The sequence below is a fragment of the Bradyrhizobium sp. genome (assembly GCF_027307225.1).
Taxonomy (GTDB): Bacteria; Pseudomonadota; Alphaproteobacteria; order Rhizobiales; family Xanthobacteraceae; genus Bradyrhizobium.
On sequence record NZ_DAHUXJ010000145.1, the window covers coordinates 37,712 to 53,342 of the forward strand.

The 15,631-nt window shown below is 60.5% G+C and carries 17 protein-coding genes; 9 read left to right on the forward strand and 8 right to left on the reverse strand.

All coding sequences use genetic code 11. The features are described from left to right. Nucleotides 1-58: 58 nt before the first annotated feature. Both M6D32_RS24225 and M6D32_RS24230 read left to right on the forward strand, forming a co-directional pair. The gene (locus M6D32_RS24225) at nucleotides 59-676 is read left to right on the forward strand and encodes a hypothetical protein (protein WP_298261068.1); all 618 of its coding nucleotides are present in this window, start codon (nucleotides 59-61) and stop codon (nucleotides 674-676) included. An 802-nt stretch (nucleotides 677-1,478) separates the two neighbouring features. Continuing rightward, complete coding sequence (locus tag M6D32_RS24230) at nucleotides 1,479-1,754, forward strand: hypothetical protein (RefSeq protein ID WP_298261070.1); 276 nt, start codon at nucleotides 1,479-1,481, stop codon at nucleotides 1,752-1,754. Nucleotides 1,755-2,146: 392 nt separating this feature from the next. On the opposite strand, the gene M6D32_RS24235 is transcribed toward M6D32_RS24230, so the two are convergent. The 4 genes from M6D32_RS24235 to M6D32_RS24250 all read right to left on the reverse strand — a co-directional run bounded on the left by M6D32_RS24235 (nucleotide 2,147) and on the right by M6D32_RS24250 (nucleotide 4,055). Continuing rightward, on the reverse strand, nucleotides 2,147-2,335 hold the full coding sequence (locus tag M6D32_RS24235) for a hypothetical protein (RefSeq protein ID WP_298261072.1): 189 nt from the start codon (nucleotides 2,333-2,335) through the stop codon (nucleotides 2,147-2,149). Between the two features lie 401 nt (nucleotides 2,336-2,736). Next, nucleotides 2,737-2,889, reverse strand: a complete 153-nt coding sequence (locus M6D32_RS26965) for a hypothetical protein (RefSeq protein ID WP_366145859.1) — start codon at nucleotides 2,887-2,889, stop codon at nucleotides 2,737-2,739. Nucleotides 2,890-3,240: 351 nt separating this feature from the next. After that, nucleotides 3,241-3,453 (reverse strand): cold-shock protein, encoded by a 213-nt coding sequence (locus M6D32_RS24245; RefSeq protein WP_298261074.1) that lies wholly within the window; start codon nucleotides 3,451-3,453, stop codon nucleotides 3,241-3,243. A gap of 194 nt (nucleotides 3,454-3,647) precedes the next feature. Then, nucleotides 3,648-4,055: a response regulator gene (locus M6D32_RS24250; protein WP_298261100.1), complete on the reverse strand. Its 408-nt coding sequence runs from the start codon at nucleotides 4,053-4,055 to the stop codon at nucleotides 3,648-3,650. 509 nt (nucleotides 4,056-4,564) lie between these two features. On the opposite strand from M6D32_RS24250, the gene rpsU reads away from it, so the two are divergent. Continuing rightward, nucleotides 4,565-4,870 (forward strand): 30S ribosomal protein S21, encoded by a 306-nt coding sequence (gene rpsU / locus M6D32_RS24255; RefSeq protein ID WP_298261076.1) that lies wholly within the window; start codon nucleotides 4,565-4,567, stop codon nucleotides 4,868-4,870. Nucleotides 4,871-4,893: 23 nt separating this feature from the next. On the opposite strand, the gene M6D32_RS24260 is transcribed toward rpsU, so the two are convergent. After that, entirely contained in the window at nucleotides 4,894-5,631 is a 738-nt protein-coding gene (locus M6D32_RS24260; protein ID WP_298261078.1) for a hypothetical protein, read from the reverse strand. A 260-nt stretch (nucleotides 5,632-5,891) separates the two neighbouring features. Here M6D32_RS24260 and M6D32_RS24265 point away from each other — a divergent pair, with 260 nt between their 5' ends. Then, nucleotides 5,892-7,265, forward strand: a complete 1,374-nt coding sequence (locus tag M6D32_RS24265; protein ID WP_298261080.1) for a cytochrome P450 — start codon at nucleotides 5,892-5,894, stop codon at nucleotides 7,263-7,265. Between the two features lie 15 nt (nucleotides 7,266-7,280). Here the strand turns inward: M6D32_RS24265 and thiD are convergent, their stop codons facing one another. After that, complete coding sequence (gene thiD / locus M6D32_RS24270) at nucleotides 7,281-8,081, reverse strand: bifunctional hydroxymethylpyrimidine kinase/phosphomethylpyrimidine kinase (protein ID WP_298261082.1); 801 nt, start codon at nucleotides 8,079-8,081, stop codon at nucleotides 7,281-7,283. 130 nt (nucleotides 8,082-8,211) lie between these two features. Here thiD and M6D32_RS24275 point away from each other — a divergent pair, with 130 nt between their 5' ends. The 5 genes from M6D32_RS24275 (at nucleotide 8,212) to M6D32_RS24295 (ending at nucleotide 13,776) form a co-directional block, all read left to right on the forward strand. Further along, nucleotides 8,212-8,457 carry an Lrp/AsnC family transcriptional regulator gene (locus M6D32_RS24275; RefSeq protein WP_298261083.1) on the forward strand — a complete coding sequence of 82 codons (246 nt, stop codon included), beginning with the start codon at nucleotides 8,212-8,214 and terminating at the stop codon, nucleotides 8,455-8,457. A gap of 199 nt (nucleotides 8,458-8,656) precedes the next feature. After that, nucleotides 8,657-9,733, forward strand: a complete 1,077-nt coding sequence (locus tag M6D32_RS24280) for a tartrate dehydrogenase (RefSeq protein WP_298261085.1) — start codon at nucleotides 8,657-8,659, stop codon at nucleotides 9,731-9,733. Between the two features lie 157 nt (nucleotides 9,734-9,890). Further along, on the forward strand, nucleotides 9,891-11,309 hold the full coding sequence (gene pyk, locus M6D32_RS24285; protein ID WP_298261102.1) for a pyruvate kinase: 1,419 nt from the start codon (nucleotides 9,891-9,893) through the stop codon (nucleotides 11,307-11,309). A 111-nt stretch (nucleotides 11,310-11,420) separates the two neighbouring features. Beyond that, on the forward strand, nucleotides 11,421-12,413 hold the full coding sequence (locus tag M6D32_RS24290) for a lytic transglycosylase domain-containing protein (RefSeq protein WP_298261087.1): 993 nt from the start codon (nucleotides 11,421-11,423) through the stop codon (nucleotides 12,411-12,413). Between the two features lie 298 nt (nucleotides 12,414-12,711). Then, on the forward strand, nucleotides 12,712-13,776 hold the full coding sequence (locus tag M6D32_RS24295; protein WP_298261089.1) for a 2-dehydropantoate 2-reductase N-terminal domain-containing protein: 1,065 nt from the start codon (nucleotides 12,712-12,714) through the stop codon (nucleotides 13,774-13,776). 48 nt (nucleotides 13,777-13,824) lie between these two features. Here the strand turns inward: M6D32_RS24295 and M6D32_RS24300 are convergent, their stop codons facing one another. Both M6D32_RS24300 and M6D32_RS24305 read right to left on the reverse strand, forming a co-directional pair. Continuing rightward, nucleotides 13,825-15,450 (reverse strand): L,D-transpeptidase, encoded by a 1,626-nt coding sequence (locus M6D32_RS24300; RefSeq protein ID WP_298261091.1) that lies wholly within the window; start codon nucleotides 15,448-15,450, stop codon nucleotides 13,825-13,827. Further along, the coding region (locus tag M6D32_RS24305; protein WP_298261093.1) for a hypothetical protein at nucleotides 15,444-15,631 on the reverse strand (188 nt) is incomplete at its 5' end. The genes M6D32_RS24300 and M6D32_RS24305, both read right to left, overlap by 7 nt.

The following is a 15,631-nucleotide window of genomic DNA, read 5'->3' on the forward strand; positions in this document are numbered from 1 at the left end:
GACGGCGGAGCGAGATGCGTCCGAAGTTGCTCTGTTATTTCCTTCATGGCGCATCGTGATGACGAGACCAGCAATCCTAGCCTTTGCAATATTGATTGCGTTCAGCCAGGCGGCCACAGCAGGCGTGCCGTTGTTTGGTCATGTCTCCTGCGCCATGGTTCGCTTCTATGTTGCCCGGTACTCAGCAGTAGCGGCAGAAAAGTGGGCACGAAGTCACGGGGCCAGCGATAGCGAAATCGAAACGGCACGTCATTGTCTGCATATCGAGACTGCAAGCTTGGCTGCGAAGTCCCAAGTGCCTGCCCCTGTAACTGAGCAGGAGCGCGACCGGCACGAACCAGCCAAATCCGATTCAGGTCAGGACACGCTGCATGCCGTACCCGATCAAGGTCAGCACGCCGCCCCCGAGCAGGTCGATCAAGCGACGGGGATTCAAGACCCGATCCGCCCAAAGGACGTCGAGAATGGTTCTTCCGGACATGTGAGCATTGCAATCAAGGAGCTTGCTCCCGCCGATGCAAAGACTCCCGCATTGCCTCCACGCCATATTGCAGCGATACATCGCGCCGGTGTGGCGATGGGCCATGGATCATGGTTCAAACGACTGTGGGATCACCTGACTAGCCGGCGTCAATTCCGTGTCGCCTTTTTGCATCTCCAGGGAGGCCGACGATAAACGTGACAATCACTCCGATCGGAATGCACGTTCAATCGAACTCATGAAATTGCCTGAGGCCGTCGAGCGGGAAATCTGATGCGCACGCGCTTCACGAGCCGGTCCTGCTCGAAGCGCCGTGCGGGTCCGTTTTGATTCAAACCGCAAAATCAGGTTTGGCTTTCGGTCAATCCTGACGTCTCGGCAAATTTCCTACCAATGGCCTCTACGACGACCCCAGTATCCGCCGCCGCCAAACAACAACACCAAAACGATGATAATGAGGATCAATTCCATAAGAAATCTCCATGGGTGATCATGACTTCCAAAGGGAACTGCCCGTCTCTAAGTAAGTTCCGTCGCTCAGGATGAAGTCACAAGATGGCTTCCGCCCGTAGCCTGATGGCCGGACAGCACCCGCGCTGCCGGGAAGACAGGCTCCAAACCTGATCCTTCGAGACGCATCAGTCGTTGAAGCTCTCATGTACGAGCTGCGATCTGCGAAGTTTCGACGTGGCTTATTTGTTTTTCGCGGCTGAATTTTTGGAACCGCTGGCTGTTCGTCATCTTGTCTCCTAGTGGAGTGGATTTGACATTCGCTATCCACCTGGCCGCAAGTCCCGAATACGAATGTCAAATCCAAAACTCCACTAGAAACTTATATCTGCTAGTGGTCCTTCTAATTCTAACATTCGCAAAAGCGGCCGCTGAGAAGGGATGCGAATGTTAGAATTGGACCACTAGTGCGGCGCCCGCAATAGCTTGCGAGCTTCGGAATCGGAGCTCTAGTAGATTTAGCCAACCCAATTTTTGGAGGTAGACGATGCGTAAATTCTTGATTGCGACCGCGATAACCGCGCTCATGTGCGGCTCGGCACTCGCCCAGAACACGAATGCGGGCGGAATGAATAGAGCCGGAATGTCCAACTCCATGAACTCAAATGCCGAGATGATGCGGCACCATAACGAGATGATGCGGCACCATAAAATGAAGCATCACATGACGAAAACGAACACGATGAAAAATGGTATGGGCAACGACATGAACCACGGAATGATGAACAACAACGGCATGATGAAAAACGACAAGAAGATGTAGTCCTGTCGCCTGAACGAAAGATTTAGCCAGTATGAGAGGCACGGGCCTGCGGTGTCCCCTCCTTTGGCAGGCTTGGGTAGCGGCTCCGGCACTCCAGCGCCGGAGCCGTTTTCCTGTTTCGGTGGCTCAGCGAGTGATGGCGTGATCTTCCGCGCAAGGATTGACGGCCGATCGTCGGTATCGACGGGTGGTGCCGTCATGGAAGGCTCGACCGGACAGCATTTCGCGGTCGAAGTTCGCAATGATATCGGACGAGTGGCTGCGACTGCGCGCCCGCAAAGGTCGAACCGTCGCATGTGATCGGCGAAATGTCTCGAGACCGTTCCTCAGCCGAGCCGCATCCACGAGGCGGATTGTTGCCGCTCCATCGATGCGAACGCGGGGCGTGCGGGCTATCGCCGCTTCTTGCGGCGCCGTTCGGATTCGGCGGCCTCTCGCGCCAGCCGCTCCGACTTTAGCCGTTCACGATTGTCGTCGAATGCCTTTTGCAATTTGGCATATTCGCTCAATTCTACCTCTGCCGGCTTGAACACCCGGTTGGCTTCGAGCTCCAGCCGGGTCGATGACGCATGCTGACGCATTTGTTCCTCCTTGCGGATGACAATTCCTAGTGCTCCGATTCCGAAGTTCGCACCATTTCGCGGCGTCCTCGTTTGCGAACTTCGGAATCAGAGGAGCACTAGCAAATCTTTGATTCTAGTGCGGCTTTGACTTTGAAGTTCCGATGGCGAGTGTGCGGCACGACTGATCGGAACTTCAAAGTCGCCGCACTAGCCTGCCCCACGCGATCCGGGATTGATCTCTCACGCAGCAAAACTGCGACACCTTCGTTGATCACGCTATTGGAGCGGCATCCGGGCGGCTGCTATGGACCGCCACTGACAATATGAAGAAACAATCTGACCGCGCGCATTCCGTTCCAGGGTTGGGTCTATTGAGACGCCGTTAACTGACGACCCTCAACCCGCTGGCTGAACCGAAATTATGAGCGAATTGCCTTCTTGCGTTTCCGCGTCGCAGCGCCGGGTAATGTCGAGGGGACACTCGCCGCCTGCGCCGCACTAGCTTCCCTGAGCGCCCGCAGGCGCGCCATGTTCTTGCGGACAGCAATGCCTTTTTGTTCGATGTCAGCCATCGCTCGCACGCCTTCTTCCTGCGCCAGGTGCCGGCGGTTGGCGCGCGCAAGGGTTTCGGCGGATGGTTCAGTGGATTTTCTAGAGCTCCGATTCCGAAGTTCGCAAGCTATTGCGGCCCCTCTGATGCGAACTTCGGAATCAAAGGAGCTCTAGCAAACATAGGTCTTCAGTGCGGCTTTTGAATTTGAAGTTCCTATAACGAACGCACGGAAAAACTGATAGGAACTTCAAATTCGCCGCACTGCCCGCCATCTCTGCCTTTCCGAACAGAAAACGATGAAACCCGCTCAATCGATCGACTGAGCGGGTACGCGGTCATTTCAGTACATCCGTGAAATGACGTAATGGGCTCAGTCGGCTAGCGAAAGATTTTCCGCGCTTACCTTGCCCCGCATCTTGTCGGACTTGAGCTCGAACGAAACTTTCTGACCTTCGTTCAGGCCTGGCAAACCTGCCCGCTCGACGGCGCTGACGTGCACGAAAACGTCATTGCTGCCGTCCTGGGGCTGGATGAAACCAAACCCCTTTACGCTATTGAACCACTTAACAGTACCTACCGGCATTTATCTTCTCCAAAGACATCTCGCGTGAGGATCACGCGATTCCAATCCAACTTGTCGATGTCTTCGGGAAAGGGCCCGCAGGCGCGTTCAAAAAAGCACAGCGGCCAATCGAATATCGTCCATATATAGCTTCAGCCGCAATAAAGCAAGTAAGAAAGCAAAACTCGTACCACCGAACCGGACGCTATTGGCATTCACCAGATGCCGACCGCCTCCAACAGCTTGTGCGCCCGAAACGGCTTCTCGACAAATCGAGCATCCGATGGAAGCTGGCCGCGACCCGGTCGTTTCTTGCCTGACATGACGACGATCTTGATGGGCGGCCAGCGCTCCCGCACGGCCTCGGCAAGCATAAGTCCATCCATGGAGCCCGGCATATCGATATCGGTCAGGATCAGGTCGATCGAACGGCTGGCCAGTACAGCGATCGCCCTCTCCGCGTTGTGGACTGAAACAACTTCATGTCCCGCTTCTTTAAGCCGGGATTCGATGTCCATGAGGATCAGGGGCTCGTCATCGACCGTCAATATTCTCACGAGCGCTCTCCAGGGCGACGAATAGATTAAGCACCCCCAGCGACATAGGTTCCCGAAATGATTCACCCCAACCCGCTTGCCGGTAACCACAAGCTCGGCGCTGGAACCTTGCGTTTCCCGAATTAATGTTTAGTGCGGCGAATTTGAAGTTCCTATCAGTTTCGCCGTGAGTTCGTCATAGGAACTTCAAATTCAAAGCCGCACTCAAAGCAATAAGTTGCTAGAGCTCCTTTGATTCCGAAGTTCGCATCGGAGGGGCCGCAATAGCTTGCGAACTTCGGAATCGGAGCTATAGTCTCTATTCGTTCGATTGGCCTTGGGCCTTGCAGATCGGTCCCAGCGACCGTTTTTTCAAAGACATCGTCAGATTGAAGCTGAATGCAGCCGTGCTTTTCGCGCGACGGAGAAGGTCGCTTTGGCGAAAGCGTAGCGGTATCGCAAAGTAATTTCGAAGCTTCGGATTGAGTGGGCTTGTACCTTCTCAACACTGCCGTTTGTGAATGGACTGGCGGCTGCCAAAGCCGCGCCGGGCGACGCACGGCTCGGTTTCGAGTCAACGATTGGAGCACGCAAAATTGCAGGTATTCGTCCGCGATAACAACGTCGATCAGGCTCTCCGCATTCTCAAAAAGAAAATGCAACGCGAAGGCGTCTTTCGAGAAATGAAGCAGCGGCGTTCTTACGAAAAGCCATCGGAAAGAAAAACGCGAGAAAGGTCCGAGGCCATCCGGCGAGCCCGCAAGCTTGCCCGCAAGCAGGCTATTCGGGAAGGACTGATCCCCGCGCCACCGAAAAAAGAGTTCCCACCGCGCAAACTGCCCTTGCCGTTCGCTCCTCAGCGGGGCACGAGCGGACCGGCAACGCCTCAGAAGGCGCCGTGACCCGGTGCCGTGGTTTCCGGTTATCACTTCTCGAAATATTCTCCGAGGAGCCGGTAACCCCAGAAGGCTTCGTCGTCTCTTGCGCGTTGGCGCAACTGCTCCGGCGTGAAGCCGCTGCTCCGCCGCATTTGCCTGATCATGTGCGGCTGGTCGGCAAACCCGGCAGCGGCGGCAAGTTCGGCCCAATCAACATCGCCGCTCTGAATGGCCTCGTGCAGCGTGGCGTAAAGCTGCTCCGAGTGGCCAATGCCGCGCAAATCTCTCTCGCTGACGCCCGTCCATGATTTGATCCGTCGCGCGACTTGCCGGGCGCTGCGCCCAGACCCGGAGAGCGTGGCCTTGAGCGCGATGCTTCGGCCCCAGTCCTTCACCCATCTTATCGGCCTGAAACCGTCAGGGCGCACGCCAGCCCACAGCGTCCCAATCTGCTCTTCGAATGCAGACAAACCGCTTTCGACCCCGTTGCGTTCAACGGAAGCGAAGAGGTTGCGGCAAGGTTGCAAAATCGGCTGCGGCAGAACGTCTTCCGCTGGCACCATGCGCCCGGTGAACGGGCTCAGATCAAGCCCGGTCATCGCCGAAAATGCGTCTGGATAGAATGCCGTCGCAACCGAGCGGGTTTCGCCGGGATTCCAGCTAACGACCGGGCCGAGCTGCGCCCCGCAAAAAGCGAGGCCCGGTAATTTTGCGCCCGTCCGCGGATGTTCGATCTGATCGGTCTGATCGATCCAATGGCAATCGCCTGCGAACGTCCAGGTCACCGTGCAAAATGGCGAGGCAGGGAAGAAATTGAACCTTTGGGCGTGATCGAGTGGAACGCCTCGCGTATCCCGAACCATCGTACAGACGATGCACCCTACCGCCGCAGGCTTTGGCCAGATGATTTGGGAAATGGTTGAAGTCATCGGCGCATCTTTACGTCGGGCGACAGCTTCGGACGATGTCCGGTCCGTTCAATACATCGAGAGTCGGCTGCTGCCATATTGAAAGCAACCGGGAATTTAACTCGCGCAAGGTCTCTATGCTGAATAAAGCCTCCTCGGTCATCCCTCCGGCTCCACCCGTCCATCCGAAGGACCTGCCAGCCCTCCGATTTCTATTCGGCAGCATCCGCAACAGCCTCGCGATCTGGCCGGATTACTCATTCGATATAGCGTTCAACCGCCACACGCTATTCGGCGTCGAAAGCGCGCTGGTAAACGACCCTGGCGGCGTTCGGCATATGATGACGACGAACGCGGCAAATTATGTCCGCCCGGCAATGTTGCCCCGCATCTTGCGCCCGCTGATCGGCAAAGGCGTGTTCCTCGCGGAAGCAAGCGAATGGCGCCGGCAGCGCCGCCTGCTGTCACCTTCCTTCACCCCGCATCATGTAAGCATCCTGCTTCCCCATTTCATCGCGGCGGCGGCCGATCTCGTTCGCCAATTCGAGCGGCAGTCAAGCGTCGATCTTTCCGCTGCATATCAAACGGCCGCGCTGAACGCCGTGCTCCGCTCGCTTTTCTCAATGCCCAGCCAAGAAGAGCGAGATCGGCTCGGCAACCTCGTCCGCCGATATATGACCGGGCCGGGACGCCCGCAGATATTCGATGCTTTTGCGGCCTCCGAAACGTCCTTTGCCTTCGCCCTGGGAGGACGGCGCGCCTTCCAGAAACGCTGGTTCGCGGCTGTCGACGCCGTCGTCGCGGCCCGACGCGGCGCGACGCATGATACGAATCATCGCGACCTGCTCGATCTGTTGATGGCAGCTCGTGATCCAGATACCGGTGAACAGCTTTCCGCAGATGAGATACGCGATCAATGCGCAACCATGATCTTTGCCGGATTTGAGACCACCTCGCGCCTGCTGTTCTGGGCTTCCTATCTGCTGACGCTTGATCCCGGCGAGCAAGCGCGGCTGCGAGACGAGATCGCATCGTTCCCGCCGGAGCGCGTCACAACCCTTGACGATCTCGGCCATTGGCCCCGGCTCCGCCTCGTGCTCCTGGAAGCTCTGCGGCTCTATCCGCCAGTTCCCATCATGATACGCGAGCCGGTCGAAGATGACGTGATCATGGGTGAACCGGTACGGCGTGGCACTCAAGTTTATGTTGCACCGTGGGTACTTCATCGCCACAGGAAACACTGGCAGCACCCGACCGCCTTCATGCCGGACAGATTTGCAGGGAAGCCCTCGCCGTGGACAGCCGGCGGCGCTTATTTGCCTTTCGGCGCCGGACCTCGCATCTGCATCGGCGCCGTCTTCGCGCTCGCCGAGGCCCAGATCATGCTGGCAACGCTGCTCCAACGCTACACGATCGCGACCGAGAGCAAGCGGCCCGTGATGCCTGTTGGCCGGCTTACCATTCTGCCGAGCTATGCTCCGATGTTCAGGGTCGAAAGAGCGCCCTCGTGATCCCGCGCGCCGGTATCAATCAAACCTGTGAAAGTGATGGATCGGGCCGTGGCCCTTGCCTACGCGGAGGCGATCGGCGGCGGCGATCGCCGCCGTGATCCATGTCTTCGCGTGGCGCACCGCTGTCTCCAGCGTCTCGCCCTTGGCGAGGCTAGCGGCGATCGCCGATGACAGCGAGCAGCCGGTGCCATGGGTGTTGGCGGTTGCGATGCGCGGCGCCGGCAAGGCGATGACGTCGTCGCCACTGAAGAAGTAGTCGATGCTCTCACTCCCCTGCCCGTGCCCCCCCTTGATCAACACGGCGCGCGCGCCCATGGCGCGCAGTCGCTGGCCCTGGCTTCGGATCGCGGCTTCATCCGATGCAATCGGCTCGTCCAGGAGCGCGGCCGCCTCCGGCAAATTCGGCGTGAGCAAGGTCGCCTTGGGAATGAGATGGTTGCGCAAGCTCGCCACCGCCTCCGCCGGCAACAGCCGATCGCCGGAACTCGCCACCATCACCGGATCGAGCACGACATGCTTTGGTTTCCAGCGCGAGAGCGACGACGCGATTGCCTCGATGATGGAAAGCTCCACCGCCATGCCGATCTTGACGGCCTTGACGTCGAGATCGTCGAATACGGCCTCACACTGCGCGGTGACAAAGGCCGCAGGCACCGCATGAATGCCGCGCACCCCGCGCGTGTTCTGCGCGGTGAGCGCCGTGATCGCGGAGGCGCCATAGACGCCGAAAGCGGCAAAGGTCTTCAGGTCCGCCTGGATGCCGGCGCCGCCGGAGGAATCCGAGCCTGCAATGGTGAGCGCGATTGGTACGGTCATTCTGCTATGTTATAGCGGGCGTTGGATGGGCACGCTAACGCGGCGTGTTGTTGCCAGCAAGTTTGGCCACGCTATATATTGGGCTTAAGAAGTAGCCTCTTTTTAAGAGATAGCCCTGGAGACGACCGCGATGGTCCCCTTTTTCGTCCAGATCAAATGCAAGCTCGGTCAGTCCTATAAGGTCGCCAATGCGCTTGCGGAAGCGGAGATCGCCTCGGAGATCTATTCGACCGCCGGCCATTACGACCTTCTCGTCAAATTCTACGTCAGTGAAGGAACCGATATCGGCCATTTCGTGAACGAGAAGGTGCAGATCATTCCCGGCATCCAGGACACCCACACCCTCATCACCTTCAAGGCATTCGGCGGCTCCTGACGACCGCGCTCGTTCCAGCCGGAGCAGACAAAGAGCACAGGCAGCCGTTCAGGCCTCTTTTGCATAAACCCGCAATTGTCTTTCAAGCACCGCAAGGACGGCATCGCGCGCGCGGTCGCGTGGCGCTCTCGCGCGCCCAGAATCGACCGACGACGATCGCCAATACGAACCGATCAGGAATCAACAACAGGAGTTTTCCATGAAGACCTACAAGATCGCAGCGATTCCCGGCGACGGAATCGGCACCGAAGTCGTGAACGCCGGCGTGGAAGCCCTGACAGCGCTGGCCAAGCGCGAAGGCACGTTCGATTTCCATTTCGATCATTTCGATTGGGGCGGCGAGTATTACAAGAAGCACGGGCGCATGATGCCCGAGAATGGCCGCGATCAGATCCGCCACCACGACGCCGTCCTGTTCGGCTCGGCCGGGCATCCCGAAATTCCGGATCACATCACGCTGTGGGGGTTACGGCTCGCCATCTGCCAGCCATTCGACCAGTACGCCAACGTGCGGCCGACGCGCATCCTGCCGGGCATCACCTCGCCGCTTCGCGGCGTCAAGGACAAGGAACTCGACTGGGTCATCGTCCGCGAGAATTCCGAGGGCGAATATGCCGGCGTCGGCGGACGCGTCCACCAGGGATCGCCGCTCGAAGCAGCGACGGATGTATCGATGTTCACCCGCGCCGGCGTCGAGCGTATCATGCGCTTTGCCTTCGGCCTTGCCCGCTCCCGCCCGCGCAAGCTGCTCACCGTCGTCACCAAGTCGAACGCGCAGCGCCACGCGATGGTGATGTGGGACGAGATCGCGGTGCAGGTGGCGCGGGAATTCGCGGATGTCACCTGGGACAAGATGCTGGTCGACGCCATGACCATGCGCATGGTGATGCGGCCGCAGACGCTCGACACCATCGTCGCCACCAACCTTCATGCCGATATCCTTTCCGACCTCGCCGCGGCGCTCGCCGGTTCGCTCGGCATTGCGCCGACCGCCAACCTCAATCCGGAGCGCAATTTTCCCTCGATGTTCGAGCCGATCCATGGCTCGGCCTTCGACATCACGGGCAAAGGCGTCGCCAATCCCGTCGGCACTTTCTGGTCGGCGGTGATGATGCTGGAACATCTCGGCGAGAAAGCTGCCGCGCAGCGCCTGATGAGGGCGGTCGAGCGCGTCACCGCCGACCCCGCGCTGCATACGCCGGACCTCGGCGGAACCGCGAATACGCGCAAGGTGACCGACGCGGTGATCGGCGCGATCCGCGCCGACAACGCATAAAGTGGTTCGGATGTCCCGCGAGTGGAACGGCGCGCGGAAGGAAGGATTGACGTCCCTTATTCTCGGCGACGCCCTTGCGCACGGGCCCCACCCTCACCAACGTCAATGACATCGGAGCCGTTCTCTTAGGAACGCGGAAAGGAAAGACGAAATGACCATGCATCGTCACCGGCGAGCCAAGATCGTCGCCACAGTCGGTCCCGCCAGTTCCTCTCCCGAGATGTTGAAGACGCTGTTTCTGGCTGGCGTCGATACGTTCCGCCTGAACTTCAGCCATGGCACGCAGGACGGTCACGCCAAGGTCCACGCCGCCATTCGCGCGCTGGAACGGGAGGCCGGACGGCCGATCGGCATCCTGATGGATCTGCAAGGACCCAAGATTCGTGTCGGCACGCTGCGGGACGGCAAGATCACCGTCAAGTCAGGCGATTCCATTCGCTTCGTCAAATCGGGAGCGGACGGCGATCGCTCGGCCATTCCATTGCCGCACCCGGAAATCTTCGCAGCGATCGCACCGGATCACGATCTACTCATCGACGATGGCCGGGTTCGTGTCCGCGTCACCGGCATCGGCGACGACACGATCGACGCCAAGGTCATCGTCGGTGGCACGATCTCGAACCACAAGGGAGTCAATCTGCCGGGGACCGTCCTCAACCTGTCGCCGCTGACGCCCAAGGACAGGTCCGACCTCGAATTCGGCCTGCAACTCGGCGTCGACTGGGTTGCGCTGTCGTTTGTGCAGCGGCCCTCCGACGTGATCGAGGCGCGCGCCCTGATCGGCGATCGCGCCGGCGTCATGGTGAAGATCGAAAAGCCGGCCGCGCTCGATCGCATCGACGACATCATCCAGCTGTCCGATGCGGTGATGGTCGCCCGCGGCGATCTCGGCGTTGAAATTCCGCCCGAGGCCGTTCCCGGCCGCCAGAAAGAGTTGGTGCGGGCCTGCCGGTTGGCGGTGAAGCCGGTGATCGTCGCAACCCAGATGCTGGATTCGATGGTGGCGGCGCCGACGCCGACACGCGCGGAAGCCTCCGACGTCGCGACCGCCGTCTATGACGGCGCGGATGCGGTGATGCTGTCGGCGGAATCGGCGACCGGCAGCTACCCCTGCGAAACCGTCGAGATGATGGACCGCATCATCACAAGCACGGAGCAGCACAAGATGTACCGCTCGCTGATCGAAGCGACGGAGCCGGGCGAGGAACAGACTGCGCCCCATGCGGTTGCGACCGCGGCCGGCGATCTTGCCACCGTGATCCATTCGAAGGCGATCGTCGCCTACACCTCGAGCGGAACGACCGCCGCGCGCGTCGCACGCAAGCGGCCGAGCCAGCCGATCCTGGCAATTACACCGAGTCTTGCGACCTCGCGCCGGCTCTGCCTGCTGTGGGGCGCGCACAGCATGTTCTCGGAAGACGTCCAGAGCTACGAGGAGATGGTCGACCGCGCCAGCAAGCTCGCCAGCGAGCAGGGATTTGCGTCAGCCGGCGACCTGCTGGTCGTCGTGGCCGGGATACCCTTTGCCCAGGCCGGAACCACCAACAACATTCGCGTGCTGAAGCTCGACCGGTAGCTCGACCGGGCAACCTCGGATCATGTTCGATATCGGAACGCATTTTGTGTTCCGACGTTGCGTTGCGAAGATCCTTGCTTCGTCTTCCCGGAAGTTCTGATCCTGATCGTGATGCGTGTTGCGCCGAGTAAAGTACCCTCGCCCGGCGGGGGCAGCCGGGTTTCCGGCGTCCTGCTCGCCCTGCTTCTGTTCGCGACATTGGCAGTGAGCGGCCGTTCTGCTTTTGCAGTCGATGATGCGAAATCGGCGCAGCAAGCGCCGGCGAGCGACAACACTGGGAACGAGCAAAATCACGGCGCCAAACAAACCAGCGAACCCGAACAAAACGAAGGGTCCGCCGCTCCGCCGAAAACACCGAACCTTTGCGATGCGCTCGGCACGGCGGCCGCGGCCAATGAATTGCCGGTCGATTTCTTCATCCGCCTGATCTGGCAGGAAAGCCGCTTCAAGCCGGACGCGGTCAGCCGCAAAGGCGCGGAAGGTATCGCGCAATTCATGCCGGCTACGGCACGCGCAAGCGGTCTGGAAAACCCCTTCGATCCGCTCGAGGCAATCACGAAGTCCGGACAGTTGTTGCGCGACCTGCGCCAGGAATTTGGAAATCTCGGCCTGGCGGCGGCCGCCTACAACGCCGGATCCGGACGCGTTCACGATTGGCTCGGAGGCCGCAGGTCGCTTCCGCAGGAAACGCGGGCCTATGTGCGGATCGTGACGGGACGGTCAGCCGATGAATGGGCGAGTGGCGCCGAAACCAAATCGGCTGCGCTGCCTCCGGTCCAGGTCCCCTGCGACTTGCCGGCTACCGCTTTGATTTCGCCGAGCCCGGCAGAGTCCGAGCCGAAAGCCGAGCCTATCAAACCTTGGGGCGTCGAAGTCGTTGGCGGCACGACGCGAGCAAACGCCCTAGTTCGTTACCGCGAATGGTGGGAGCCGAAGTTTGCGGCAATCGTTGCCGGCCGCGAGCCGCAAGTGGTCATACGCGGGATCATCGGCCAGTCGGGGGCCGCACGGGTGCGGATTGGCGATGACACGCGCGCCGGGGCGCAAAAACTGTGCGCCTCGCTGAAAGCGGCCGGCGCCTATTGCGACGTGATGCGCAACTGAACGCCCCCGCAAGATCCTGCGGCGGAAATGGCCACCTGACCCGCCCCGGGCCAAGCCGGCGATGGCGGCATCATCCTCGACGGCGATCAAGTTCCGCGCGCCGCGTTTGTTTATAAAAGTCTGTAAATTTGTCTGAATATACGAGTCATAAATTGACAAAATGCCATTTTCCACGCTGCAGGCAGAGGTTGTGGAGGACCAAGGACGTGTAAAAACGTCATCCTCTGGTATGCCAGCAAATGCTGGCATCGGACCCAAGCCAGCCCAGGGCACCGCGACCCAATCCGAAGGAGACGACATGGCCCGCAATATTCTGATTCTGGGAGCATCCTATGGATCCCTGTTGGGAACCAAGCTGCTCATGGCCGGGCACAATGTGACCCTGGTTTGCCGGAGGAAGACCGCCGACCTCATCAACCGCGAGGGCACGCAAGTTCGCATCAAGCTGCGCGACGAGCCTTCGCACCGCGCGATCCTTTCGCGCGATCTTCCCGGGAAGCTGAATGCGTTGACGCCCCAGGAAGTGGACGTCTCCCGCTACGACCTGGTGGGCCTTGCGATGCAGGAACCGCAATACACCAATCACACGATCCGCGTGCTCATGATCAAAATCGCCGAGGCGAAGCTGCCGTGCCTGTCGATCATGAACATGCCGCCTTTGCCCTATCTCAAACGGATTCCGTCGCTGGCGGACATGGATATGGAGGAAGCCTATACCAACGCGCAGGTCTGGGAGCGCTTCAAGCCTGAACTGGTGTCGCTCTGCTCGCCGGACCCGCAGGCTTTCCGTCCGCCGGAAGAGGCGGCGAATGTCCTGCACGTTGGTCTTGCGACAAATTTCAAGGCCGCTGCCTTTGCCGACGAAGCTCACACCAAGATACTGCGCGAGCTCGAAGCCGACATCGATGCGGTGACGCTCGACGGCCACGATGTGCCGGTGAAGCTGAAGGTGTTCGATTCGCCGTTCGTGCCGCTGGCCAAATGGTCGATGCTGCTGACAGGAAACTACCGCTGCATCACGCTGAACGAACCGCAGTCGATCCGCGATGCCGTGCACGGAGATCTCAAGCTCTCGAAATCGATCTACGAGCATGTCGATGCGGTTGCCCGCCGTCTCGGCGCCGACGAAAAGGACCAGGTGCCGTTCGAGAAATACGCCAGGGCTGCCGAGAGTCTTCTCAAGCCGTCATCGGCGGCGCGGGCGGTGGCCGCCGGCGCGCCTTTCATCGAGCGCGTGGACCTGCTCGTGAAACTGATCTCGCATCAGCTCGGCGTGCCGAACGCGGAGATCGATAGAACCGTGCAAACCGTCGATCAAAAGCTCAACGAGAAAATCGTCGAAGGCGGCTCCGGCGGGCTCTGACGCGCTCCGTCGCGGCGGACGAGTGACGCCGCGACGGGCCGCGCTTTTTCACCAGCCCGATTGTCCCCAGCCCTGCTGGGCCGGATAGACGCGCTGGGACGGATAGGCCTGCTGCCCCGGATAATAGATCTGGCCGCCCCGCCGTGCCGAATTGGTCCCTTGGGGGATCAGGTTGCGCTGCGGTTCCGGACTGCGCTGGAAAAACGACAAGAAGCCGTCGCCGCTGTCGCCCCAGCCACCATCGCTCGCAACGGCGACGTCGGCCGAAGGCGTCGACGGCTTGCGCGTGATAAAGCCGCCCTGGGGCTGGTCGCTCAAGACTGCGACGAATTCGGTACGGTAGTTGGTCTCTGCGCTCAACGGCTCGTCCGAGATGATGATCGAGGATCGCGGCAAGGTGGTCGGCGCGATGCGATCGAGCACATCCTGCGGAATCGTGACGCGATCGAGCGCGTCCTTGGCATCGTCGCCCTTGTCGATCGTGACCTCGGTCCAGCGCAGCCCCGTGTCGGAGCGCGCCACCGCGGTGAAAATATGCGTGCCGATCGGCTTGTCCGGATCGCGGATCGTGACCGGAACCTCAATGCTCGAATCGAACACTTCGCCGCCGCCGTCCGGCGCCGGCTTGTGCGTGTTCCGCCGCACGTAAAGCTTCTGCGTGGCACGGCTGATGTAGATCGAGAACGGCTCGACAGCGAGCTTGGCATCGGTCGCGGCTTTCACGGTGTCGGCTTTCCTGGCCGCGGCAGCCTTGGCGGCGTCCTTTGTCGTGGCGGCGGCCTCAATCTTCGATTTCGCGTCGGCTTTGGCGGCATCGAGCCGCGCCGACGCTTCTTCAGCCTTGGGAGCCACCTTTTCCTTCAGCAATTCGGCCCTCACCGTCGCCTGTTGCGTCCTCGCGCTGGCGAGCGCCTTGTCGGCGAACGCCAGCTCGGCGGCGGTATGTGTCTTGAGTTGCTCCATTCTGCGCAGCGACGCGTTAAGCGAAATCGTCTCGTGCGCCGCCGTCGCGGCGGCTCTCTTTGCCTCATCGGCGGCCTGGGTGGCCCCCTCGACCTCACGATTTGCCGCGACGGCGCGCGCCGGAGCGGCCGCGAGAGCTTCCGGCTTCGGCTTGAACAGCGCCAGCACCGGATGCGAAAAGTCCGCCGGAGCCTCATCATCCGGCGAGATGATCACCCGCATTCCGATCCACGTCTTCTCGAACAGGTCCTCGGCAAATTCGTAAGGCATTCGCACGCAGCCGTGCGATGCCGCATAACCCGGCAGCGGGCCGCCATGCAGCGCGATGCCGTTCCAGGTGATGCGCTGCATGTTCGGCATCCAGGCATCGTCATACATGGTCGAGTGGTGGTCCTTGTCCTTCTCGACGACGGCGAAGACCCCGGCCGGCGTCTCCCGTCCCGTGGTTCCGCTCGACACCGGCGCGCGCAGGATCCAGCCATCGGCGTCGTAGAAAGTGACCTTTTGCGCACTGATCGACACGATCGCCATGATCGGCTCGCCTGCCACGCGCGGCGCCGTCGCCTCGACGGTTGGCGCGGGACGACCCGCTCTCGCCGCGGCGCCGGCGGGCAGCGCTGTCGTCGCGGTGACCGCCGCGAGCGCCACGATTGCGCCTGCTCCCCACCGCCGCATCACGGCGGGTTGCGCCGTCACGAACCTGTTCAACATGCCACGCCCCGATTGAATGCCTGTCCCGCGCTTGGGTCGGCCAAAGCACCGGCCCAGTGCGGTGAATTTGAAGTTCCTATCAGTTTTCGCCGCGAGTTTGTCATAGCAACTTCAAATTCAAACCCGCACTGGAAACGATAGGCTGCTAGAGCTCCTTTGATTCCGAAGTTCGCATCAGAGG

Bases quoted from the DNA above. Each gene is read 5' to 3' on its own strand.
- thiD (WP_298261082.1), bottom strand. From the start codon at position 8,081: ATGACCGTACCAATCGCGCTCACCATTGCAGGCTCGGATTCCTCCGGC.
- M6D32_RS24235 (WP_298261072.1), bottom strand. From the start codon at position 2,335: ATGCGTCAGCATGCGTCATCGACCCGGCTGGAGCTCGAAGCCAACCGG.
- M6D32_RS26965 (WP_366145859.1), bottom strand. From the start codon at position 2,889: ATGGCTGACATCGAACAAAAAGGCATTGCTGTCCGCAAGAACATGGCG.
- M6D32_RS24280 (WP_298261085.1), top strand. From the start codon at position 8,657: ATGAAGACCTACAAGATCGCAGCGATTCCCGGCGACGGAATCGGCACC.
- M6D32_RS24300 (WP_298261091.1), bottom strand. From the start codon at position 15,450: ATGTTGAACAGGTTCGTGACGGCGCAACCCGCCGTGATGCGGCGGTGG.
- M6D32_RS24295 (WP_298261089.1), top strand. From the start codon at position 12,712: ATGGCCCGCAATATTCTGATTCTGGGAGCATCCTATGGATCCCTGTTG.
- M6D32_RS24230 (WP_298261070.1), top strand. From the start codon at position 1,479: ATGCGTAAATTCTTGATTGCGACCGCGATAACCGCGCTCATGTGCGGC.
- M6D32_RS24245 (WP_298261074.1), bottom strand. From the start codon at position 3,453: ATGCCGGTAGGTACTGTTAAGTGGTTCAATAGCGTAAAGGGGTTTGGT.
- M6D32_RS24275 (WP_298261083.1), top strand. From the start codon at position 8,212: ATGGTCCCCTTTTTCGTCCAGATCAAATGCAAGCTCGGTCAGTCCTAT.
- pyk (WP_298261102.1), top strand. From the start codon at position 9,891: ATGCATCGTCACCGGCGAGCCAAGATCGTCGCCACAGTCGGTCCCGCC.
- M6D32_RS24225 (WP_298261068.1), top strand. From the start codon at position 59: ATGACGAGACCAGCAATCCTAGCCTTTGCAATATTGATTGCGTTCAGC.
- M6D32_RS24265 (WP_298261080.1), top strand. From the start codon at position 5,892: ATGCTGAATAAAGCCTCCTCGGTCATCCCTCCGGCTCCACCCGTCCAT.
- M6D32_RS24290 (WP_298261087.1), top strand. From the start codon at position 11,421: ATGCGTGTTGCGCCGAGTAAAGTACCCTCGCCCGGCGGGGGCAGCCGG.